Here is a 20,987-nt window from a genome sequence, read left to right on the forward strand (position 1 = left end):
CCCGGCGTGAATGTCGTAGCGGCCGAAGAAAGTGTCCGCGACGGCGAACAGGCATGGGTGCGACCAGCGGGTGATCTGATGATGCAGTGCGTCGATCGCGGCCTGCAGGGCGTCGGTGGCTGGGCTGCGGCGGAGTCATCTACGAATACTCACATGCTGCCTGAACTGCGTGGATGGAATTTTCGGCAGGCACAAGGTCACCCCCGGAAGCGGCGTGGTCGAGTCTGGGGAGCGCGGGGTCAGCCGCGCCCGAATCGCGCCTCAGCTGCGGGAGCGTCCGGCCTGGAGCACCTCCAACGCCTCGTTCAGGGCAGGGGTCGGCGCGAGATCGCAGGCAGCTCGGATCGCGCCCGACAGAAAGGTGATCCACATGTCGACCAGCGCCGCGACCTCGTGTGGGCGGCCGCTTCTGAGCCAGTGGCGGGCGGTTTCGTCGCAGGCGGCGGAGTAGCCGCGCATGGGCAACTCGAGCGCCGGGTCGTCCGCGTCGAGGCCGAGTAGCCGGCAGATCGCGTGGATCCCCTCCCGGCGGGTCGCCTCGAAGGCCTCCCCTGCCGCGTCGGTGCCCTCCGCGCGGCGCAGGATCAGGTTGAGGGCGGCGTCCTCGTGCTCCGCCAGGAATCCCAGGTGGGCGGTGAGATGGCGGCGGAGACGTTCGAGGACGGGCCCGTCGGTGGTGAGCTTCGCGGCGGCGCGGAGCTGCCGGTCGATCTCGCGTACGGCCTCCGCGTAGAGGCTCTCCTTGCCGTTGAAGTGGTGGGACAGAAGTCCGTGGGCGACTCCGGCCGAGCGGGCGATGTCCCCGACGGTGACATCCGCGTAGGGGCGCTGCGAGAAGCACTCCAGCGCGGCGTGCAGCAGCTTCTGGCGCGTCTCCTGGGCGGCCAGCTGCCGCCGCGTCGGCGGCTTGCCCGTGACGGACTGGGTCACGCCTGATCCTCCCCGACGGTGTCTGCTTGCCCTGTCATCAGCGTATCGGGCCATGTCGCGCGCGGTCTCCATGCTCCAACTTGATTGACTGTCATTCAATGACTTATATTCAACAAACGGCGCACCGCGAGGAAGGATCGCAGCATGTCTCTCAACCTGCCGCTCCCGGACAAGGACGACCCTGTGTGGACGGCCGCCAACGGCTTCGTCGTCCGAAAGGACGGAGGTGTCATCCGGCTCACCGGGCATGAGACGTTCGCGGTGAAGGTCACAGGAGAACAGACCGACGGGGCACTCGCCTTCATGGACGGTCTCATCGAGCCGGACCATGGCAACCAGCCGCACATCCACACCAAGGAGGACGAAGCGTTCTACGTCGTCTCCGGGGCATTCGCGTTCATCAACGGGAACGAGAAGATCACGGCCGGTGCCGGCGATTTCGTGTACATCCCCAAGGGCACGCGGCACGGCTTCAAGAACATCGGCACGGAGCCGGCCAGGCTCCTCGTCTTCTACACGCCCGCCGGACCGGAGTCCTTCTTCCTGGCGTACGGCGAGACGGACCGAGCCCCGGAGCCCTGGCCGGATGAGAAGTTCAACGAGATGGTGGACATCCTGGGCGCCCACAACATGGTGCTACTTCCGGGAGACCACGACTGGGACTGAGCCGTGCTCGCCATGTACAACAGCATCCATCACTACCGGTTCCGGCCTCGACCGGGAGATCTCCTGAGCGGCACTCGCCGCAGAGGACACAGTCGTGCTGACCGTTCGCCGTACCGCGGCAGTGAGATCAACGCCGCCGGCAGCCGGACGCAGGACGAGGGCCGCCTGTGAGCACGTCATCCGGGCACCGAATTCGACGAATGACAGCCTTCGCACCGGGTCGGTGCAAGGCGGGAAAGGAGCTCGCCATGGGGCGAGTAACGGGTAAGACAGCGCTGGTCACCGGCGGCGCAATGGGGATGGGCGGCGCCACCGTCCGGCGGCTCGTCGCCGAGGGCGCGAACGTGGTCATCGCTGACGTGAACGTCACCGCGGCGCAGGACCTCGCCGACGAACTCGGACCCAATACCATCATGGAGAAGCTCGATGTCCGGTCTCCGGAGGAGTGGGCCCGGGTCGTCGACCGGACCGAGAAGCGGTTCGGCTCCGTCGACATCCTGGTCAACAACGCGGGCATCGCGGACCCGGCTCCCCTGGAGCAGTGGGACATCGCGCGGCTGCAACGCACGTTGGACGTGAACCTGATCGGTGTCTTCAACGGTATCCAGGCCGTGGTCCCGGCGATGAAACGGGCAGGCGGTGGATCGATCGTCAACATCGGTTCCGTCGGAGCGTTGCAGGGGGTGCCGAGGATGTCCGGCTACGTCGTCTCCAAGTGGGCGGTCCGTGGCCTGACCAAGACCGCCGCGCTGGAGCTGGGCGCGTATGGGATCCGAGTGAATGCCGTCCATCCCGGGCAGATCAAGACCCCGATGACCGCCGGCGTCACTTTCGACACCAGCAACGTCGCGCTGGGCCGGGTCGGCGAGCCGGATGACATTGCCGGGATCGTGCTCTTCTTCGCCGGCGACGACTCCCGGTTCGTCACCGGCAGCGAGGTGGCCGGCGACGGCGGACAGATCGCCGGACAGGCCGACTACCAGGGCCTGCCCCAGTAACAGCATGGTGGTGCTGGACCTCGGACGGGCACCGCACGATCGTCAGTTTGTCGCTCATGTCATCCGAGGCTCTTGTGGTGACGACGCCACCGCCGCCCGCCTGCAGTCGGGCGCAGCCCGTGGCGGTGCGGTCAGAGGTTGTCGAGGAACTCCAGGAGGAGGCGGTTGACGTCGTCGGGGCGTTCCTGCTGAATCCAATGGCCGCAGTCCAGGAGATGGCTGCCGGTCAGCTGCGGAAGGGTACGGGGGTAGGCGTCGATCGCGTCGGACAGCCACATGGTGGAGGCGTCCCGCTTGCCGCCGACGAACAGGGACGGCTGCTTGATCGGTGCCCCGGCGTGGGGAGCCAGGTCCTCCCAGTCACGGTCCATGTTGCGGTAGCGGTTGAGCGCTCCGGTGAGACCGGTCCGCTCGAACTCCGCGGCGTAGAAATCGAGATCCTCCTCCGTCAACCAGGACGGCAGGGCCCCGGTGGGGAACCGCTCGCGCAGGATGCCGTTTTCGCGGGTGACGAAATGCGGGTCGGGAGCGCCGGGTCCGGCCATGGTGTCACCGGACAGGGCGCGGTAGAACCCGGCGAGCCAGCCCCTCACGTCGGGCTCGATCTCGGACTCGGCCCGGCCGGGCTCCTGGAAGTACGAGACGTAGAACTCCTCGTCCCCGCCCATCTGAGCGAACGCCTCGCTCGGCCGGGGACCGCCCGGCGGCGCGTAGGGCACGCTCAAGATGCCGACCGCGCGGAAAACCTCCGGTGCGAGCAGCGCGGAGTGCGCGGCGATCGTCGCCCCCCAGTCGTGGCCGATGATCACCGCCGAGGACCCGCCGAGCGCCCGCACGACCGCGACGTTGTCGGCGACCAGGTCGAGCATCCGGTAGGCGGCGGGGTCCTGCGGCTTGGACGAGCGCCCGTATCCCCGTACGTCGAGAGCGACAGCCCGGTAGCCCGCCCGCGCCAGCGCGGGCAGCTGCCGCCGCCAGGAGTACCACGACTCGGGAAACCCGTGCACCAGCAGCACCAGCGGCCCGCTGCCCTGCTCCACCAGGTGACTGCGCCCCGCGCCCGCTTCCAAGATCCGATGCTCGACCCTCATCGTGCCCCCTCTTCGACCTGCGCTTCCTTGATCACGCCGACCCTAGGCGCGCGGCTTCCCAGGGGCCAAAATCCGTTGCCATCTCGGCAAACGCGCGTTGTGCCTGATCTCCTGGAACGACCTTCCGCCCCTACGTCGTCAGCCAGAGGCGCAGCAGATGACGGCGGCGCTCCGGCTCCGGGTGATCCGTGTACTCGGTACGGCTGTGCAGGACGATGTGATTGTTGAGCAGCTGCAGGTCGCCCGCCCGCAGGTCCATGGTCAAGGCGAAACGGGGATCGCCGGTCAACCGGTCGAGCAGATCCATCACCTGCACCTGCGCCGGCGTGAACGGCGGCACGCAGGCGCCGCGCAGCGCCGAACGCAGGTAGTCCGGCCCGTAGGCGATGGACACTCCGCCGCCGGGGCGCGGCGTGCACAGCGGTTTGAGGTAGAAACTGTCGGGGCCGTCTCCGGTGCGGCGGTCGTGCCACCACGGCTGGTAGAGCACCTCCGCCAGGTCGGGACGGGTGCGCACGATCTCGTTGTGCACCGCCACGGAGCTGACGATGGAGCTGAGTCCGCCGGCTTTGGCCGGGCGCACGCACAGCAGGGCGACTGCGTCGCTAGGGTCGCTGTGGTAGCCGAGCCGTCCGCTGTGCTGGTAGCTGCGGGTGGTGGCGCGGGCCGGGTCGGCGCCGACGTCGCGTACGTGCATCAGCGGCGCCCCGTCCGGACCTTGCGGCACGATCCGCCCGACATGACCGGCGAGACCGAGCGCGGCGGCCTCGCACTGCCGCTCGCTCATCTCATCCACCGGCACCCCGCGAAGCAGAACGAACCCGCGGCCGTTCACGAGCTGCTCACGTACGTCCCGCACGACGGGTCCGAGCGTCGGCAGCGGGAATCCCGCGATGCCCTGCTCAACCCGTACGGCGTCAAGAATCTCCCGTCGTTGCCGCTCGTCGAGAGAGACCCGCCAGTCACCGCTGTCTCCAAGCTCAGCGCCCAGCCATCCGGCCGGCCCCAGCACCTCCGCCACCATGCCTGCCCCCTTCAATTCCACCATCACGTTCAGGTCGGCGCGCGGCATCCCTTCATCGCCCTCAGCGGAATGGCTTCGCCTACAGCGCAGGCTCTGGGCAAAGGAGCAGGTGCCGATCACGTTGATGAACGTGCTGTGCGTCGGCGGTGACCATCAACCGATCCGATAGGCGGCAGCGCCGTTGTGCAGGAAACGGGCGCGGCCGTGGCCGTCGGAACCGACCAGGGACAGGACCTGGTGGCCGGAGGACTTCGGCTCGGTGGTGATGACCGAGCTGTCGTTGAGTCGGACGACCTCGACGCGGCTCTCGGACGCCCCGAGGAAGGACTCGGCGAGTTCATTGCGCGGGCGGTAGATGAGGAACGCGCGGTCGTGCTCGCTGGTGAGGGTGATGTCGTACAGGGTGGAGCGGTAGGTGCCGCACATGCGGTCCGCGTCGATCCCGGCCGGGTTCAGGGGAGGCACGGGTCGCGGTGCGGTCTCGACGCCGGCGAGGTCCCTGAGCGCCGCATCGAAGATCTCGTAGGCCAGGGGCTCGCCGCCCGTGCTGTTGGTAAGGACGGCCACCGCCACCCCCGCCGATGGTACGACGCGAAGCCAGGCCTTCTGCCCCTTGGCGACGCCGGTGTGGCCGATGACGCCGTCCTGGTAGAGCATCCAGCCAAGTCCCCAGCCGATGACGCCGCCGCCGAAGTCCGGGACGGTTTCCACCTGAGGTTCGCGCAGTGCCGCCAGCGCGGGGTCGGCCAGATGCAGGCGTACGAACTCCAGCGGTTCGCGCGCGCTGATCGCGAAGTGCGAGCCGCTGGGCGCGGAGTAGTAGGAAACCGCCCATTCCTTGGCCGGAACGACCTTTCCGCCGGTCTGGACGTGGCCGACCGCGGCGCGGTGCAGGATCGCCTCGTAGGGGTCGGTGGCGGCGGTACGCAGGCCCAGCGGTGTCACCAGGCGTTCACGGAGCACGTCGTGGAAGGGCTTGCCGCGCAACACCTCCACCAGCCGGCCGAGCACCACGTATCCACTGTTGGAGTAGGAGAAGACGGTGCCGGGCGGGAGGAGGTGGTCCGCCTCGGCGAGGGTGGCGACGAACTTCTCGATCGCGTCGTCGTTGCGACCGGTGTCGGTGAAGTGGTTGCCGTCGATGCCGCCGGTGTGGGTGAGCAGGTGGCGGGCGGTCAGGGACGCGGTGGCGGCCGGGTCGCTCAGCCGGAAGCCGGGCAGGTGGTCGCGCACGGGACGGTCGAGATCCAGCACACCGTCGTCGGCCAGTTGCTGGATCAGCGTGGCCGTCCAGATCTTGGTGATCGAGCCGATCTTGAACACCGAGTCGGTCGTGGCCTCGACCTGGGTACGCAGACTCAGCACGCCCGCGGCCTCGTCCTGGATCTCCCCGTCGGCCAGCACGGCGACCTGCGCGCCCAGTACGTCGTGTTTCGCGACAAGCTCCCCCAGATCCCATTCCATCCCGCCAGGCTAGCTCCATGATCGAAAGCTACGGGCCCAGCCTGTGCGGCTGTTCGGGCTGAGAGGGCATGGCCAGGCGATGAAGCACGACCGAACGAGCGACTCGCCGCCCGTCAACACCTCTCCTGTATCGCGGCCGAAGGGGCTTAACCTGCAGAAACAGGATTAGGCGTAGATCAATGCGCGTCCGCTGCCTGGTGAGCGAGCAAGGAAAGGGCCCGACATGTCCAACCACTTCACCGGCCTCAGCCTCGGGCCGCCACTCGGGGACCAGCGCCTCGATCTCTGCGACCTGTACGCCTTCACCGCACCCGAGGATCCGAGCAGGACCGTCCTCATCCTCAACGCCAATCCCAACGCCGATGCGCTGCACCCCGACGCCGTCTACCGGCTGAACATCGACAGCGACGGCGACTACCTGACCGACGTTGCCTTCAGCTGGGTCTTCAGCCCTCCGGCGGCCGACGGCTCCCAGACCTACAGCGTGTTCATGGCGACCGGCGCGGAGGCCCGCAGACCGGAGGCGGCCGGCACCGAAATCGTGTCGGACGCCGCCGTCTCCTTCGGCCCTCAGGCCAACGTGGTCAGCAGCGGCGACTACAAGGTGGCCGCCGGCAGCCGCAGTGACGCCTTCTTCTTCGACTTCGACGGCATCAAGAGCTTGTTCGACACCAGCGGCAAGCGGAACTTCACCGCGCCGCACCTGGGCGGGGAGTCCCCCTGGACCGGCGTCGACTCCAACCTCACGGCCAACGTCTTCTCCATGGCCATCGAACTGCCGACCGCAGACCTGGCGCCCAAGTCCGCGCTGCACATCTGGGGCCGGTGCAGCGTCCGGCGCGACGGCGAACTCGTCCACGCCGACCGGGCCGGACACCCGTCCATGAGCAGCTTCTTCAACACCGACGACACCAAGGAGGACTACAACGCCGGCGAGCCGGTCGACGACCGCGACAAGTGGACGGATCAGTTCGTTCACCTGCTGGGCCACACCGGTGGCTACTCGCGTGAGGAGGCCATCGCCGCGATCGACGAGCACGGCCTCCTGCCGGACGTGCTGCGCTTCGACCCGTCCGAACCGGCCGCTTACCCCAATGGCCGGACCTTCACCGAAGACGTCATCGACATCCGCGTCGCGTTCCTGACCAAGAACGAGGCCCCGCCCACCGGCCTGCAGCCGCACACCGACACCCTGGACCGATTCCCGTACCTGGGCGACCCGCACCCGGCAGCCGCCTCCTGACGGATCCCAGAGGAAGACCGCCGCAGGCTCTGGCGGCCGAGCCCGACTCAGCATCGTCTTCCAGCGCGCCGAGACGTGGGAAGGGCCTCGGACCTCGGCTTCGGCTCAGAAGCGTGTGATCTTCGGCACGGACTGAGCGATGAGGTTGACGTGGTCGAAGAAGACGGCCGGCCCTTGAACCAGGTTCTGGTAGCACCGGAGATTGACCGGGCCGGGCACGGTGGTCGTCACGGCCGTCTGGAACGACAGGCTGCCCGTCTGCTCCGGGCCCACGATCGCCGTCTGCATGCCGAACCAGACGCGGGGCTCATTCGGCAGCTGGAAGTCACAGCGGACGCCGTACTTCTGTGGGGCGCCGTCTTGCTGGGCGAAGTCGAGGCTGGCGTTCAGGAGGTAGTTGCCCGCACCGGGCAGTTGGACGGTGGCCACAATGATGGGAGCTGTGTTGGCCCGGTGGATGCCGTAGCTGTCCTCGTCGATGAACACCTCGCCCGGAACGGGAGCCGCGGCGGCGGTGGCTTCCTCTGCCGAAGCGGCGCTGCCAGTGGTGATGACGGTCAGGGCGGCACACGCAATGACGATGATCTTCTTCATGTGAACGGACGTTATAGATCGCGACTGAAAGGCGAGTTGGAGATGACTGGGATCGGGGCGTGAGGAGCCGGCCCTGAGCGCCCAGCGCGGGTGCGCGCGTGCCGGCCACGATCGACAGGATGCGCGGCCGCACCGGATCGTCCAGCGCCGGGTGCGGCCCTTCCTGTCCCTGGTCGTACGTGACTCCTCCGGCATGGCCACGCCGTCCAGGGACAGGAAGGTGGATCGCTCTCCTTATGCGCCGTCGTCGCTCAGCGGTCCGTCGTCAGAAGCGCTGCCAGGTGTTCTTCGTGCGCTGCTGGGACACCCCGGGCTTTGAGTAGTCGCACACTCCCTGAGGGAAGATCGTCCGCAGCCGCTCCCACTGCTGGTCCGTCCACTGGACCCCGTAACCGTCGCGCTTCAGCTTGGTCAGCCGGCACGTGATGATGTCGGCGGTGACGTCCTCCCCCGCCACCTCCCGGGGGAAGGACGCGGTCGGGTACAGCCGCTCGCACGCGCTCGCGGGATCGCGCTCAAGTGTCTCGGCCACGAACCGCGGCTTCTCGTCGCGGGTGTTGCAGCCCTCGACCAGGGTGTTCGGCCGCGCGGTGGTGATCCGCTGAATGGCCTTGCCTCCGGGGCGGAGGCCGGCGAGGTTCGTCAGCCAGTGGTCCATCTGGGTCACGGCGTGCCGCACCAGCGCGCTCTCGGTGCTGAACAGCCCGTATCGGGCGTCCTCCAGCAGGCTGACGTGGTTGGCCGCCGTCCCGTTGGCCTCCTTCAGCCGTTCCCGCATGGAGAAGGTGTGGTAGCGGACGTGGATGTCGCCCCAGGACACGTCGTCCCAGTACGAGCGGTAGTCGATGATCGGCGTCGTGGCCAGCCCGCGACCGCCGCTGATCACCCGCCCGGTGCGGTACGCGATCTTGGTGGCCGCCGGGTCGGCCTCGGTCCGCCGTGGCACGACGTTCGCGTCGGCGTCGAGGCCGCCGATGCGCTCGTTGAGGTCGAGGAACTGCTCCGGCGTGATGGCGCCGTCCTTCAGCGCGCCGAGCCCGTACTGGATGCCGACGTTGTCCAGCGGCCTGCGCGCGAAGCCGGTGGCCGGGTCGGCGCCGTAGATGTTGATCATGTGGTCGTAGACGCCGCAGCGGACGCCGCCGCGGTTGGTGTCCGGGTTGTAGCGCTGCTGCTCGGGGACCATGTCGCAGTCGAGCCGCGGGTCGATCCTGTTGGCGCCCCGCGACATGGCCGACACCATGGCCGCCGTCGCGAAGCCGGAGGCCTTGCGCTTCTGCTCGTCCGTCCACGCGAGCGTCGCGCCGGAGTTGAAGTACGTGTCGAGCAGCCGCGCGTCGGTGAGGAAGTTGACCGTGCTGATGCCGACCTCGGGGAACGAGCAGCCGACGACGATGCCGTCGAAGATGCCCGGGTAGTTGTCGGCGATCTGGTGAGCCTGGTAGGACCCGCCCGAGCAGCCGTAGCCGATCGTGTGCTCGACCGGCCCGTGCCTCTCGACGAACAGCTCCTTCGTCATCATCGCCGTCTCGGCCGCCGTGACGTCGTTGCAGTTGTTGCCGAAGACGTTCAGCGAGGACGACATCAGCGCGAACCCGCGGCCGAGCATGAACGCGTCGGTGACGGTGCCGGTGCCGCTGCCCGACCGGTACCACCCGCCGGCGCAGCCGCCGCCGAGGGTGAACACGGCCCGGCCGTTCCAGCCCGCGGGACGCGCCGCGGGCGAGGGCGCGGGCTCGGCCAGCGGGTCGTGCAGCATGCTCATCTGGACCACCGCGCGGTTGGCGGTGGACGTCTCCATCCGGACGACGAACTTGACCGTGACGCCGAGCGAGTTCGTCGTGGTGGCCAGGTCCGAGGGGTAGGCGGTGGCGCCGGCCGGCCAGGCCTTGTACGCGTTGCCGGTGGTCCGGTAGAAGTAGTCGACCCGGGGGGCGATCGTGCAGTCCGCGTCGAGCGGCTCGCCGAGCCTGCCGCCGATCACCGGGATCGCGAACGCCGCGGTCTCGCAGGCGAACGGCCGCTCGTGCGGGCCGGAGAACACCGGGCCCTGGGCGGGGTGGTTGACCAGCGTGATCGAGGCGCGCGGCCCGCCGGGCGTACGCGTGGTGACCTCGACCGTGTTCTCGCCCTCCCGTAGCCCGGTCACCAGCCCCAGGAGCTCGCCGGCGCCCGCCCCGGCCTGGAAGGCCGGTGTGACGTCGGCCTGGCCGTTCACCGTCACCTGGAGGTCCTCGCGCGAGACGGCGCGGGGCAGCGCGATCCGGAGCAGCGAGTCGCCGCCGGTCACCATGTCGGGCCTGCCGGAGATCGCGGAGATCGCGAGCTCGTCCGGCCTCGACTCGCCCGGCTCGGCGGTCACCGTGATGGTGACGGTCGCGGTCGAGCGCTCGGAGTCGTCGCCGACCCCGTAGGTGAAGGTGTCGACGCCGACGTACCCGCGGTCGGGCCGGTAGCGGAACGACCCGTCCGCGGACGTCGTCAGGGTGCCGTGGGCCGGCTCGGACCACGCCGTCACCGCGGGCGTGACACCGTCGGGGAAGCTGTCGTTGCCGAGCACGCCGGGCGCGTCGGCCACCAGCTCGGTCCCCTGGGTGACGGTGCGGAAGTCGTCGGCGGCGATGGGACGCGGCGTGGGCGGTCCCTCGCCGGGCGCTCTGACGACCAGCTCGTACAGGCGGGCCGCGTTCGTGCTGTGCCGTGACTTCTTGGTGATCACCAGGCGGAGCGTGTCGGTCGTGAGGTCGGTGCTGAACGTGACCACCGGCTTGGTGTTGTCGACCGCGGTCCCGACGGTCACCCAGCCGTCATCGGTCCGGGCCTCGACGGTGAAGTCCACCAGGACCGTGTCGGCGTACGGGTTGGGCCAGCCGGAACCGCTGTAGATCCCGACCGTGCCGACCCGGGTCCGGGCCGGGAACTTGATCGTCAGTGTGGGGGTGGCGTCGGCCGCCGACGACATCCAGCGGGAGGACTCCGCGCACAGGCCGTCGACGGCGTTCTTCGCGCCGTAGCTCGAGCTGAAGGTCGAGGACGCCGTGACGGTCGCCCCCATCGCCCGGTGACCGGTGCATTCGATGTCCGATGCCAGGGCGGAGTTCTGGGTGGTGGTGGTCTCGGCCGACAGCGATGGGGCGGTCAGACCGCCCGCTGCCAGCAGGGCGGTGGTCAGCAGCGCGATGACCGAGGACCTCAGGTGCATCCTCGCGGACACGACGTCTCCTCGTCTACGTGGTGGGGGGTGGGGGCCCGCCGGCCGCGTGGCCGGCGGGCCTCGCGATCACTCAGGGGCCGTCGGGGTAGGTGAGGTGGACCCGGATGTTGGTCCAGTTCTGCGGGCAGTTCGCCGCCTGGCAGGTGCTGGGGTCGTGCACGCCGGTGAACTCCGGGCTCAGCTGCCAGGTCTTGCCGTAGTCGTAGGAGACCTCGAAGTAGGTGGACTCGCCGAGGTTGTTCGGGTCGAACGTGGTCCGGGCGTACATGCCGAACACCGGCGCGATCGCCTCCCAGCCCGGGGAGAACGAGGGCTTGCCGTCGATGATGTACCGCTTGTCGAACAGCCGCTTCGGGTCGGCGCCGACCGGGCCGACGATGAGCCACTGGGGCCGGCCCATGAACGAGTTCTGGCCGAGGTCGTTGCTGAGGAACTTCACGTGGTTCGCGGGGACGATCTGGAAGCCGCCGCGGACGTTCTCGTCCCAGCTGAAGCCGACGTACGGCGAGGTCGAGAAGGTCATCGCGCCGGGGTGGTTGGTGTCCATCTGGCCGATGTGGGCGAACTCCGTGCCGCCGAAGCGCCCGGTGCCCTCGACCCGCTGGACGACGTCGGCGACGTGGCGCTTCGCGCCCTTGGCGTAGCCGACGTAGATCCCGCCGTTCTTCTGGTGCGTCTTCCCCGCGACCGTGTCGCCCGCGGCCCAGTTCTCGAACTCGATGTAGGTCGGCGAGGCGTTGCGCACGAGGGGCTGGTAGGCGGTGAAGCGCAGCTTGCGCGGGGGCGCCGCGGCCGGGTCGGCGCGGAAGTGCTCGGCGATGGGGCGCCAGTCCTGCTTCGCCTCGTCGAAGTAGGACAGCGGCGCGCCGGTGGGCAGCGCGCTCTTCCCGCCGAAGATGCCCGAGCCGCCCGGGATGTCGGTGTAGATGGTGTCGGCCAGCCAGTTGCCCCAGTCCGCGCCGATGTACCGGTCGGGCCGGATGTTGAGCAGGCTGGTGGTCCAGTCGCGCTCGCCGGTGGCCGGGTCGAAGTTCTCGTAGCGCAGCGGGTCGTAGCTCTCCTCGGGCCAGACCTTGGAGCGCAGCACGTAGACCGACGTGGCGAGCAGGTGGCCCGCGGTGCCGTCGATGGCGCGCGAGTACTTCGACGCCCAGAAACCGTCGTTGGCCTTGACGGTGGCGGTCGCCGGCCGCTGCACGTGGCCCAGCACGGTACGAGTGCCGTCCAGCGCGACGTGCTCGATGGCGCCGCCCGTGGAGTTGTCGATCTCGACGTGGAACTGCGCGACGAAGCGCGGGTTGTTCTCGGGCGTGGCGTGCGGGGGGATCGGGGTTCCCGCCATGTTGCTGATGCCTGCCGGGGGACCGCCGCGGTGGTCCCCGACGGGCGACGCGGTGGCCGCGGTGGCGGGGGCGAGCAGCGCCACCGTCGCGAGGCCCACGCACCACAGGCGGGCGCTGCGACGTCGGCGGGTGGTCGTGGTGTGGGGGGTGGCTTGCACGGTGTCCGGGCGAGCCGCCCGGCGATCGGGAACCACGGGATGGTCCCTCCTTCTGGTGTTGCGCATTATCGCGGCTGCAAGTGTCGGCCAGTGTTCCGACCCGATCAGCGCCTGTCAAGATCTGGTATTGACTGATAATGCGCAACACCACCATGATGTTGCGCATTATCGAACCGGGGGGCAGCCCTCAGGAGGTACAGATGATCACAAAATCCCGTGGCGCTTCTCGTCTGGCGGCCGGGCTCATCGCGGTGATGGCGCTGAGCGCGTGCGGCGGCGGCGGGACCGCAGGCGGCACCGCGAGCGGTGGCGGCTCCGGCGACGGCGCGAGCACCCTGCGGGTCTGGTTCCCCGGCAATCTCGCCGAGGAGATCTCCTGGGTGAACGAGAAGCTGGTCCCCGCGTTCGAGGCCGAGCACAAGGTCGACGTCCAGGTCGAGTTCGTCGACTGGGCCAACCTGGCCACGCGGCTGTCGACCGCCTTCGCCGGCGGCACCGCGCCCGACATCTTCGGCCACGGCAACGCCGCGGCGGCCGGATACGCCGCCAACAACCGGGTGATCGCGCTGGACGACTACCTCGCCAAGCTGCCCGACTCCGACGTGAAGGACCTGACCTTCCTCGACCAGGGCAAGGTCGGCGGCAAGCAGGTCATCATGCCGCTGCGGGGCTTCGGCCACCTGCTCGCCTACCGCACCGACCTGTTCCAGGAGGCCGGGCTCGACCCGGCCTCCCCGCCCGCGACCTGGCAGGACCTGCGCGCCGCGGCGGACAAGCTCGTCGTCCGCGACGGCGACCGGATCACCCGCTCCGGCGTGATCTTCCCCGCCGACGACCCGACGAGCATGTCGCAGGCGTTCGGCAGCTTCCTGTTCCAGGCCGGCGGGAACTTCGCCGACGAGAGCGGCACGACCATCACCTGGAACTCCGACGCGGGCAAGCGCGCCCTGCAGTTCCTCGCCGAGTTCTACACCGGGCCGAAGGCCGTCTCCACCGGCCTGGGCGAGGCGACGAGCGGCGCGGGGGCGCAGCACCCGCTGGTCACCGGGCGCGCGGCCATGGCCGTGATCGACGAGGCGACGCTCAAGAGCATCCACGAGCAGGCTCCCGACGTCGCCGCGAAGATCAAGCTGGCCCCGCCGCTGAAGGACACCACCGCGGCGTCGTTCGGCGGAGCCGGCAACGGGCTGTTCATCAGCGCCGACTCCGGCCACAAGGACCAGGCGTGGCAGTTCATCGAGTTCCTGCTCAAGCCGGCGAACGCCAAGGCGTACGTCCAGGCCGTCGGCGGCATCCCGGCGCGCGCCTCCCTGGCCACCGACCCCGACCTCGCCGCCCAGCAGTACATCAAGCCCTACATGGACGCCGCCGCCCAGTTCCGCGGGAACCCCAACATCGCGACGTGGACCCAGCAGCGCGAGGCGCTGGCCAAGCAGATCGAGGCCGTGCTGCGCGGCAAGACGCCCGCCGCCGAGGCGCTCGACCGCGCGGCGTCGGAGGCCGCGGCCCTGGCGAAGCAGAACTGATCGCCGACTCGAACGGATCTCCGAACGGATGAAGCTCCATCATGGTGACTGAGACCCGGCCGCCGGGAACGTCCTCGGGGCCCGAGCCCGTGACGGCACGCCGGCCGAGCCGGAGCCCGCTCCGCTCGGCCCAGCGCCGGGCGGGCTGGCTCCTGGTCCTGCCCGCCGCCCTCGCGTTGTCGCTGGTCACGATCGTGCCGATCGGGTACGGCTTCTACCTGAGCCTGACCTCGTACAATCCCGTCGAACGCGGCGGGCCCAGGTTCCACGGCCTGGACGGCTACCTCGCCGTGCTCCAGTCCGGCGAGTTCTGGCACGCGATCTGGATCACCGTCCAGTACGCGTTCGGCACGCTGATCCTGGCCGTGCCGGCGGCCCTCGCCCTGGCGCTGCTGGTCAACGGCCGGTTTCCCGGCGTGGCCCTGTTCCGCGCGGTGCTCTACCTGCCGCGGGTGGTGCCGCTGGTGGCGGTGAGCATGATCTGGCTGTGGCTGTACTCCCACGACGGGCTGTTCAACTACCTGCTGGACCTGGTCGGGCTGCCACCGGTGGACTTCCTCACCGACGAGGACACCGCCCTGCTGTCGCTGATCGGGATGCGGGCCTGGAAGGCGCTCGGCGGCAGCATGATCATCTTCCTGGCGGGGCTCCAGGCGGTCCCGGCCTCGCTGCTGGAGGCCGCGTCCGTGGACGGCTGCGGACGCTGGCGGACGCTGCGGCACGTGATCCTGCCGCTGCTCGTGCCGATCACGACGTACGTGGTCGTGGTCGACCTCATCTACCTCGCCCAGTCCTTCTCCGAGATCTACGTCCTGACCTCAGGAGGTCCGCTGTCCTCCACGACCGTCCTGAACATGCTGATCTACAACGAGGCGTTCGAGCACTACAGGCTCGGCAACGCGAGCGCCATGGCGTTCCTGCTGTTCTGCCTGATCTTCGGCCTCGCCTACCTCAGCATCCGCTCGATGACGAGAGGAGGCCGGCGATGAACGCGCGAACGGCCGGCGCCGGCCGGCGCAGGGCGCTGCTCACCGGGGTGGTCACCCTGCTGGTGGCGATGCCGTTCGTGTGGATGGTGTCGCTGGCCTTCAAACCGAAGACCGAGGTGTTCAGCTACCCGCCGAAGCTGCTGCCCGACCAGCCGACGCTGGACAACTTCGCCTACGTCTGGAACTCCACGAACATCCCCGGGGCGATGGCCAACAGCCTCATCGTGGCGATCCTCACGGTCGCGGGGAACTGTATCGCGGCGACGGCGGCGGGCTACGCCCTGGCGCGGATCGACTTCCGCGGCTCGCGCCTGCTGTTCACCACGGTGCTGGGCAGCGCCATGGTGCCGTCCATCGTGCAGCTGATCCCGCTGTTCCTCATCGTCAAGGGCTTCCCGCTGGCCGGCGGCAACGACCTGTTCGGCCAGGGCGGCAGCGGGCTGCTGGACTCGCACGTCGGCCTCGTGCTGCCGATGCTGGTGCAGCCGCTCAACATCTACCTCGCCCGTCAGTACTTCCTCGACATGCCGGGCGAGCTGGCGGAGGCCGGTCGGCTGGACGGCGCCGGGGAGCTGCGCATCTTCTGGCAGGTCTATCTGCCGCTGGCCCGGCCGATCGTCGCCACCATCGCCATCCTCTCCTTCACCGGCGCCTGGGAGGACTTCCTGTGGCCGCTGGTGGCGGTGTCGTCGCCGGAGATGCAGACGCTGCCGCTGGCGCTCAGCTCGTTCGCGGGCAGCGGCGTGACCCAGTACGGCCCGCTGATGGCCGGGACGTTCATCGCGATCGTGCCGGTACTGGTGATCTTCGTGGCCGGCCAGCGGCACTTCGTGCAGGGGCTGGGCGCGGGAGGGGTGAAGGGATGACGCACCGCAGACCGGTCGTGACGCTGCTGCCGCTCGACGACCGGCCCGTGAACACGGGCCACGTGGCCGGGCTGGCCGGCGCCGCCGGGACCCTGCTGCGGCTCCCGCCGGCCGGGCTCCTGCCGGCGGGTGGCGTACCCGCGGACCTGGACGGCACGTCCCGGTGGCTGGAGGACGCCGCCGCCGACAGCGACGCCGTCGTGGTCAGCGTCAACCAGCTCGCCCACGGCGGATTCGTCGCCTCGCGGCGCACCGCCGAGCCGCTGGCCCGGACGCTGGCCCGCCTGGACGTGCTGCGGCGCGTCCGGGCCGGCCGGCCGGACCTTCCCGTCCACGCCTTCGTCACGCTGATGCGGACCAAGAAGACCGACGGCGCCGGAGCCGAGCCGGCCTACTGGGACCGGCACGGCCGGCGGTTCTTCACCCTCTCGCAGGAGCTCTACCGGGCCGAACACGGACGACCCGGCGCGGTGGCGCCCGCCAGGGCGGAGATCCCCGAGCCGTTCGTCGCGGACTTCTTCACCCGGCGGCTGCGCCTGCACGCCATGCACCTGGCCTGCGTCGAGCTGGTGGCGGAGGGAGTCGTCGACACGCTGTCGATCCTGGTGGAGGACAGCACGGTCGAGAGCGTGTCCACGAGCGAGCGGGAGTGGCTGGAAGCCTGGATCGGCCGCCTCGGCCTCGGCGACCGGATCGGCTGCTACCCGGGCGCCGACGAGGCCGGCGCCGTGCTGACCGTCCGGGCCGCGCTGGAGCACGCCGGCCTGCGCCCGAGGGTGGCGCTCGCCTGCCTCGACCCGGACGCGCTCGGGCGGATCGCGGCCTACGAGGACGTGCCCGTCCGCGACACCATCGCCGACCAGGTCGCGGCCATCGGCGCGGTCCTCGTCGAGGACACCGGCCAGGCCGACCTGGTGCTCGCGGTGCACCCGCCCGGCCTGCCGCCGCGCGACTGGTGCTCCGGGCCGGACCAGCCGGAGCGGCCGACCGGCGAGGCGGTGCGCCTCGCCGGACGGGCGCGGGACCTGCTGGAGGCCGGGCTCCCTGTCGCGGTGGCGGACGTCGCCGACGCCAACGGCGCCGACCCCGCGCTGGTCATGGCGTTGCGCGAGGCCGGCCTGCTCCCGCGCCTCGCCGGGTACGCGGGGTGGAACACCGCCGGCAACACGATCGGCAGCGCGCTGGCCCAGGGATGCAGCCGCCTGCTGGCCGCCGGCGACCGGCAACTGGCCGAGCACGCCCGCACCCTCGTCCATCGGCTGCTCGACGACTGGGGGTACCAGACCTCCGCGCGGCGCGGGTTCCTCACCCCGGGGACGGCCCTCCGGCCGGACCAGGTGGAGCGGGAGCTCGGCCAGCTGCTCGCGGACCTCGGCCCACCGGCCGACAAGTTGAGAATTGCGCCCGGCAGCGTCAGCTTCCCGTGGGATCGTCCCTTTGAGATTTCCTTTGAGTTGGAGCACCTCGAGGAAGGGAACGATCCCCGGTGAAAGACGCGCCCCGCCGCAGGCCGCGCCAGTCCGACATCGCCAAGCTGGCCGGTGTCTCGCAGACCACGGTCTCCATCGTCATCAACGGCAGGCATTCGGACACCATCCGGATCCCTCCGGAGACCAGGAGGCACGTCTTCGAGGTGGCCCGGTCCCTGGGCTACACCATCGACCCGGTGGCGCGCAGCCTCGCCGGCGGGATGAACCATCTGATCGGCGTCTACACGTTCGAGTCGCTGTTCCCGATGGATCATCACGACTTCTACTACCCGTTCCTGGTGGGGATCGAGGCCGCGGCCGAGGCGCTCGGCTACGACCTGCTGATGTTCACCAGCGCCACCGGCTCGGACGGCGGCAGGTCGATCTACCGCGAAGGCGTCAACCGGCTGGGGCTCGCCGACGGCTGCGTGATGCTCGGCAAGGAGACCAACCGGGACGACCTCGTCCGGCTGCGGGACGAGGGGTTCAGGTTCGTCCTGATCGGCCGTCGTGACGTGCCGGGCCCGGTCACGTACGTCACCGCGGACTACGCGAACGCGACCGGCAAGGTCGTCGACCACCTGGTGGGCCTCGGGCACGAGCGCATCGCCTACCTGACGGCCGCGGATCCGGGCGAACCGTCCGCCGACCGTGACGCCGGGTTCCAGGCCGCGCAGAGCCGGCACGGGCTCGACACCGACGGGCTCGTCCTGTCGGTCCGCAAGGAGGAGGGGCCGTCGGCCGAGGAGGTACGGCGGCTGCTGGCGGCCGGGGCCACCGCGTTCATCGCCCACGAGTCGGTGGTCGCGCTCAGGCTGCTCGACCTCCTCGCCGGGATGGGCGTCGACGTGCCGGGCGCGTGCTCGGTGGCCGCGCTCAGCGACGCGCCCGACGCCGTGCCGGGGCCGGAGCTCACCTGCTTCCGGATACCGCGGCGGGAGATGGGGATGCGCGCGGTCGAGCTGCTGGTCCAGCAGCTCGAGTCGGCGGAAGAGGTCGAGCCGCGGGCCGTCGAGCTGCCATGCACCTTCGTCGCTGGGCAGACCAGCGGCTCCAACCGAAAGGAATCATGAGTGACCGAGTTCCGCGCAGACGTACTGGTGGTCGGGGGAGGTTTGGGCGGCGTCGCGGCCGCCCTGGCCGCGGCCAGGAACGGTGCGCAGGTGGTGCTCACCGAGGAGACGGCCTGGCTGGGAGGGCAGCTCACCACGCAGCTCGTCCCGCCCGACGAACATCCCTGGATCGAGTCCTTCGGAAGCACCGCGACTTACCGGCGGCTGCGCGACGGCATCCGTGAGTACTACCGGAGGGAATACCCGCTGCGGTCCGCGTCGAGGTCGCTGGCCCACCTGAACCCCGGCGCCGGCCGGGTGGGGCCGCTGTGCCACGAGCCGCGGGTGGCCCTGGCGGTGATCGAGGCCATGCTCGCCCCGTGGCAGGCGGCCGGGAAGATCACCGTGCTGCGCCGGCACGTCCCGGCGACCGCCCAGGTCGACGGCGACCACGTGACGGCGATGGGCTTCCACGACCTGGAGACGGGCGGCGACGTCACCGTCACGGCCAGGTTCGTCCTGGACGCCACCGAGGCCGGGGACGTGCTGCCGATCACCGGGACCGAGTTCACGACCGGCGCCGAGTCGCAGGCCGACACGGGCGAGCCGCACGCCGCGGCGATCGCGCGGCCGGACAACATGCAGGCGGTGTCGGTGTGCTTCGCGCTCTCCCACCACGCGGGGGAGGACCACACGATCGACAAGCCGGACGACTACGCCGCCTGGCGGGCGGTGGCTCCCGAGTGGTGGCACGGCCCCCAGCTCGGCTGGGTCGCCCCGCACCCGCACACGCTGGAGCCCCGCCGCCACGTCTTCACCCCGAACCCGGACGACGACCCGACGGGCATCGTCGCCGACCAGAGCAAGGACCCGGGATCGGACGAGCTGTGGACGTTCCGGCGCATCCTGGCCCGCAACCACTTCCGGCCCGGCGCGTTCGACAGCGACATCACCATCGTGAACTGGCCGATGATCGACTACCTGGGCGGCCCCGTCATCGGCGGCACCGCCGAGCAGAACGCGGCCCACACCGCCGCGGCGCGGGCCCAGAGCCTGAGCTTCCTCTACTGGCTGCAGTCCGAGGCGCCCCGGCCCGACGGCGGCACCGGCTGGCCCGGCCTGAAACCGCGTCCCGACGTCACCGGCACCGCCGACGGCTTCGCGATGCGCCCGTACGTCAGGGAGTCGCGGCGGATCCGCGGCCAGTACCGGATCGTGGAGCAGGACCTCGCGGTGGCCATGCGCCCTGAAGGAGCGGTCTCCTACCACGACAGCGTCGGGATCGGCTCGTACCGGATCGACCTGCACCCCTCGACCGGCGGGGACAACTACATCGACGTGCCGGCGTGGCCGTTCCAGATCCCGATGCGGGCGCTGGTTCCCGAGCGGGTCCGTAACGTGATCGCCGCGGGCAAGAACATCAGCACCACGCACATCACCAACGGCTGCTACCGCGTCCACCCGGTCGAGTGGACCGTGGGCGAGGCGGCCGGTCACCTGGCGTCGTTCTGCGTGGCCAGGGACACCGAGCCGCAGCAGGTCACCGCGACGCCGGACCTGCTGGCCGAGGTCCAGCGATCGATGGCCGCCCAGGGCATGGAACTGGACTGGCCGAATGTCACCTACTACTGAGGCGGGTTCTCGCATGCGTCTGCCCGAATCGCGGCCGGCCCTCCTGGTCAGCCTGCCGCGCAACGAGACCGCGCTCGCCCAGGCCGCGTCGCAGGCCGGGGCCGACGGCCTGAAGGTGCACACGAACGTACGGCACCGGGCCTCGGGGACGGCCTTCGGCTCGCTGGACGCCGAGCGTGAGGCGCTGCTCGGCATCCTCGCGGTCGGCGTCCCGACGGGCCTCGTCGTGGGCGCGGCCGGATCCGTGTCGCTCGCGGAGATGGCCGCCGCGCGGGAAATGGGGTTCGACTACTTCGACGTCTACGCCGCCGACGCGCCCGCGGGCTACGTCGAGGCGTGCGGGCCGGTGACGCCCATGGTCGCCCTGGGGCCGGGCGACGGCCCGTCCCAGGCGCGGGCCCTGGTGCGGCGGGGGTGCGGGGCGCTCGAACTGTCCACGCTCGAACCCGACAGGTATGGCACGCCGCTGACGCTGGCGACCCTGGCGAGGCTGGAGGCGGTGGCGTCGGCGGTCGACGTCCCCGTCATCGTGCCGAGCCAGCACGCGCTGGTCCCGGACGATCTCGCGTCCCTGCGGGACGCCGGGGCGGCCGCGGTGCTGCTGGGGGCCGTGGTGACGGGGGCCGACCCGGCGGAGTTCGGCGCCAGGATCGCGCCGTACGCCGCCGCTCTCTGACCTCTGCGAACCTGTGGGCCCTGCCGTCCGGAGGTCGGCGGGGCCCTGACCG

Annotated in this window: 17 protein-coding genes; 10 read left to right on the plus strand and 7 right to left on the minus strand. The window is 70.2% G+C overall.

Going from position 1 to position 20,987, the window contains the following annotated elements; all coding sequences use genetic code 11:
* Positions 1 to 261: 261 nt before the first annotated feature.
* On the minus strand, positions 262 to 930 hold the full coding sequence (locus AC27IY_RS32110; protein ID WP_487180193.1) for a TetR/AcrR family transcriptional regulator: 669 nt from the start codon (positions 928 to 930) through the stop codon (positions 262 to 264).
* Between the two features lie 144 nt (positions 931 to 1,074).
* On the opposite strand from AC27IY_RS32110, the gene AC27IY_RS32115 reads away from it, so the two are divergent.
* Together AC27IY_RS32115 and AC27IY_RS32120 are read left to right on the plus strand one after the other, a co-directional pair.
* A complete protein-coding gene (locus AC27IY_RS32115) occupies positions 1,075 to 1,596 on the plus strand; it encodes a cupin domain-containing protein (protein WP_487180194.1) in 522 nt (173 codons plus the stop codon).
* Between the two features lie 248 nt (positions 1,597 to 1,844).
* A complete protein-coding gene (locus AC27IY_RS32120) occupies positions 1,845 to 2,594 on the plus strand; it encodes a glucose 1-dehydrogenase (RefSeq protein ID WP_487180195.1) in 750 nt (249 codons plus the stop codon).
* 131 nt (positions 2,595 to 2,725) lie between these two features.
* Here the strand turns inward: AC27IY_RS32120 and AC27IY_RS32125 are convergent, their stop codons facing one another.
* The 3 genes from AC27IY_RS32125 to AC27IY_RS32135 form a co-directional block, all read right to left on the minus strand.
* The gene (locus AC27IY_RS32125) at positions 2,726 to 3,685 is read right to left on the minus strand and encodes an alpha/beta hydrolase (protein WP_487180196.1); all 960 of its coding nucleotides are present in this window, start codon (positions 3,683 to 3,685) and stop codon (positions 2,726 to 2,728) included.
* 130 nt (positions 3,686 to 3,815) lie between these two features.
* Entirely contained in the window at positions 3,816 to 4,829 is a 1,014-nt protein-coding gene (locus AC27IY_RS32130; RefSeq protein WP_487180197.1) for a TauD/TfdA family dioxygenase, read from the minus strand.
* A gap of 33 nt (positions 4,830 to 4,862) precedes the next feature.
* Positions 4,863 to 6,173, minus strand: a complete 1,311-nt coding sequence (locus AC27IY_RS32135) for a serine hydrolase domain-containing protein (RefSeq protein WP_487180198.1) — start codon at positions 6,171 to 6,173, stop codon at positions 4,863 to 4,865.
* 223 nt (positions 6,174 to 6,396) lie between these two features.
* Here AC27IY_RS32135 and AC27IY_RS32140 point away from each other — a divergent pair, with 223 nt between their 5' ends.
* Positions 6,397 to 7,416: a DUF4331 family protein gene (locus AC27IY_RS32140; RefSeq protein ID WP_487180199.1), complete on the plus strand. Its 1,020-nt coding sequence runs from the start codon at positions 6,397 to 6,399 to the stop codon at positions 7,414 to 7,416.
* A gap of 105 nt (positions 7,417 to 7,521) precedes the next feature.
* Here the strand turns inward: AC27IY_RS32140 and AC27IY_RS32145 are convergent, their stop codons facing one another.
* From AC27IY_RS32145 to AC27IY_RS32155, 3 genes are all read right to left on the minus strand, one after another.
* Positions 7,522 to 8,010, minus strand: coding sequence for a hypothetical protein (locus AC27IY_RS32145; RefSeq protein ID WP_487180200.1), 489 nt, complete (start codon positions 8,008 to 8,010; stop codon positions 7,522 to 7,524).
* 265 nt (positions 8,011 to 8,275) lie between these two features.
* Positions 8,276 to 11,224 (minus strand): DUF6351 family protein, encoded by a 2,949-nt coding sequence (locus tag AC27IY_RS32150; RefSeq protein WP_487180201.1) that lies wholly within the window; start codon positions 11,222 to 11,224, stop codon positions 8,276 to 8,278.
* A gap of 70 nt (positions 11,225 to 11,294) precedes the next feature.
* Positions 11,295 to 12,761, minus strand: a complete 1,467-nt coding sequence (locus AC27IY_RS32155) for a hypothetical protein (protein ID WP_435408341.1) — start codon at positions 12,759 to 12,761, stop codon at positions 11,295 to 11,297.
* Positions 12,762 to 12,925: 164 nt separating this feature from the next.
* On the opposite strand from AC27IY_RS32155, the gene AC27IY_RS32160 reads away from it, so the two are divergent.
* Genes AC27IY_RS32160 through AC27IY_RS32190 form a run of 7 tightly spaced genes read left to right on the plus strand, consistent with a single transcriptional unit; the run spans position 12,926 to position 20,935 of the window.
* Positions 12,926 to 14,251, plus strand: coding sequence for an ABC transporter substrate-binding protein (locus tag AC27IY_RS32160; RefSeq protein ID WP_423475829.1), 1,326 nt, complete (start codon positions 12,926 to 12,928; stop codon positions 14,249 to 14,251).
* Positions 14,252 to 14,292: 41 nt separating this feature from the next.
* Entirely contained in the window at positions 14,293 to 15,240 is a 948-nt protein-coding gene (locus AC27IY_RS32165; RefSeq protein WP_487180202.1) for a carbohydrate ABC transporter permease, read from the plus strand.
* Complete coding sequence (locus AC27IY_RS32170) at positions 15,237 to 16,106, plus strand: carbohydrate ABC transporter permease (RefSeq protein ID WP_487180203.1); 870 nt, start codon at positions 15,237 to 15,239, stop codon at positions 16,104 to 16,106. Before AC27IY_RS32165 ends, AC27IY_RS32170 begins: the two co-directional genes overlap by 4 nt.
* Positions 16,103 to 17,596: a DUF4127 family protein gene (locus tag AC27IY_RS32175; protein WP_487180204.1), complete on the plus strand. Its 1,494-nt coding sequence runs from the start codon at positions 16,103 to 16,105 to the stop codon at positions 17,594 to 17,596. The genes AC27IY_RS32170 and AC27IY_RS32175 overlap by 4 nt, the downstream gene beginning before the upstream one ends.
* Complete coding sequence (locus AC27IY_RS32180; RefSeq protein WP_423475827.1) at positions 17,593 to 18,648, plus strand: LacI family DNA-binding transcriptional regulator; 1,056 nt, start codon at positions 17,593 to 17,595, stop codon at positions 18,646 to 18,648. The genes AC27IY_RS32175 and AC27IY_RS32180 overlap by 4 nt, the downstream gene beginning before the upstream one ends.
* Positions 18,649 to 20,259, plus strand: a complete 1,611-nt coding sequence (locus AC27IY_RS32185) for an FAD-dependent oxidoreductase (protein WP_487180205.1) — start codon at positions 18,649 to 18,651, stop codon at positions 20,257 to 20,259. It abuts the gene before it with no gap.
* A 13-nt stretch (positions 20,260 to 20,272) separates the two neighbouring features.
* Positions 20,273 to 20,935 carry a hypothetical protein gene (locus tag AC27IY_RS32190; protein WP_487180206.1) on the plus strand — a complete coding sequence of 221 codons (663 nt, stop codon included), beginning with the start codon at positions 20,273 to 20,275 and terminating at the stop codon, positions 20,933 to 20,935.
* Positions 20,936 to 20,987: the final 52 nt, after the last annotated feature.

This window comes from Nonomuraea sp. B208, from assembly GCF_057536035.1.

Coding starts and splice junctions, on each gene's coding strand:
- AC27IY_RS32160 (WP_423475829.1), top strand. CDS start 12,926: ATGATCACAAAATCCCGTGGCGCTTCTCGTCTGGCGGCCGGGCTCATC.
- AC27IY_RS32190 (WP_487180206.1), top strand. CDS start 20,273: ATGCGTCTGCCCGAATCGCGGCCGGCCCTCCTGGTCAGCCTGCCGCGC.
- AC27IY_RS32175 (WP_487180204.1), top strand. CDS start 16,103: ATGACGCACCGCAGACCGGTCGTGACGCTGCTGCCGCTCGACGACCGG.
- AC27IY_RS32120 (WP_487180195.1), top strand. CDS start 1,845: ATGGGGCGAGTAACGGGTAAGACAGCGCTGGTCACCGGCGGCGCAATG.
- AC27IY_RS32135 (WP_487180198.1), bottom strand. CDS start 6,173: ATGGAATGGGATCTGGGGGAGCTTGTCGCGAAACACGACGTACTGGGC.
- AC27IY_RS32170 (WP_487180203.1), top strand. CDS start 15,237: ATGAACGCGCGAACGGCCGGCGCCGGCCGGCGCAGGGCGCTGCTCACC.
- AC27IY_RS32140 (WP_487180199.1), top strand. CDS start 6,397: ATGTCCAACCACTTCACCGGCCTCAGCCTCGGGCCGCCACTCGGGGAC.
- AC27IY_RS32145 (WP_487180200.1), bottom strand. CDS start 8,010: ATGAAGAAGATCATCGTCATTGCGTGTGCCGCCCTGACCGTCATCACC.
- AC27IY_RS32125 (WP_487180196.1), bottom strand. CDS start 3,685: ATGAGGGTCGAGCATCGGATCTTGGAAGCGGGCGCGGGGCGCAGTCAC.
- AC27IY_RS32115 (WP_487180194.1), top strand. CDS start 1,075: ATGTCTCTCAACCTGCCGCTCCCGGACAAGGACGACCCTGTGTGGACG.
- AC27IY_RS32165 (WP_487180202.1), top strand. CDS start 14,293: ATGGTGACTGAGACCCGGCCGCCGGGAACGTCCTCGGGGCCCGAGCCC.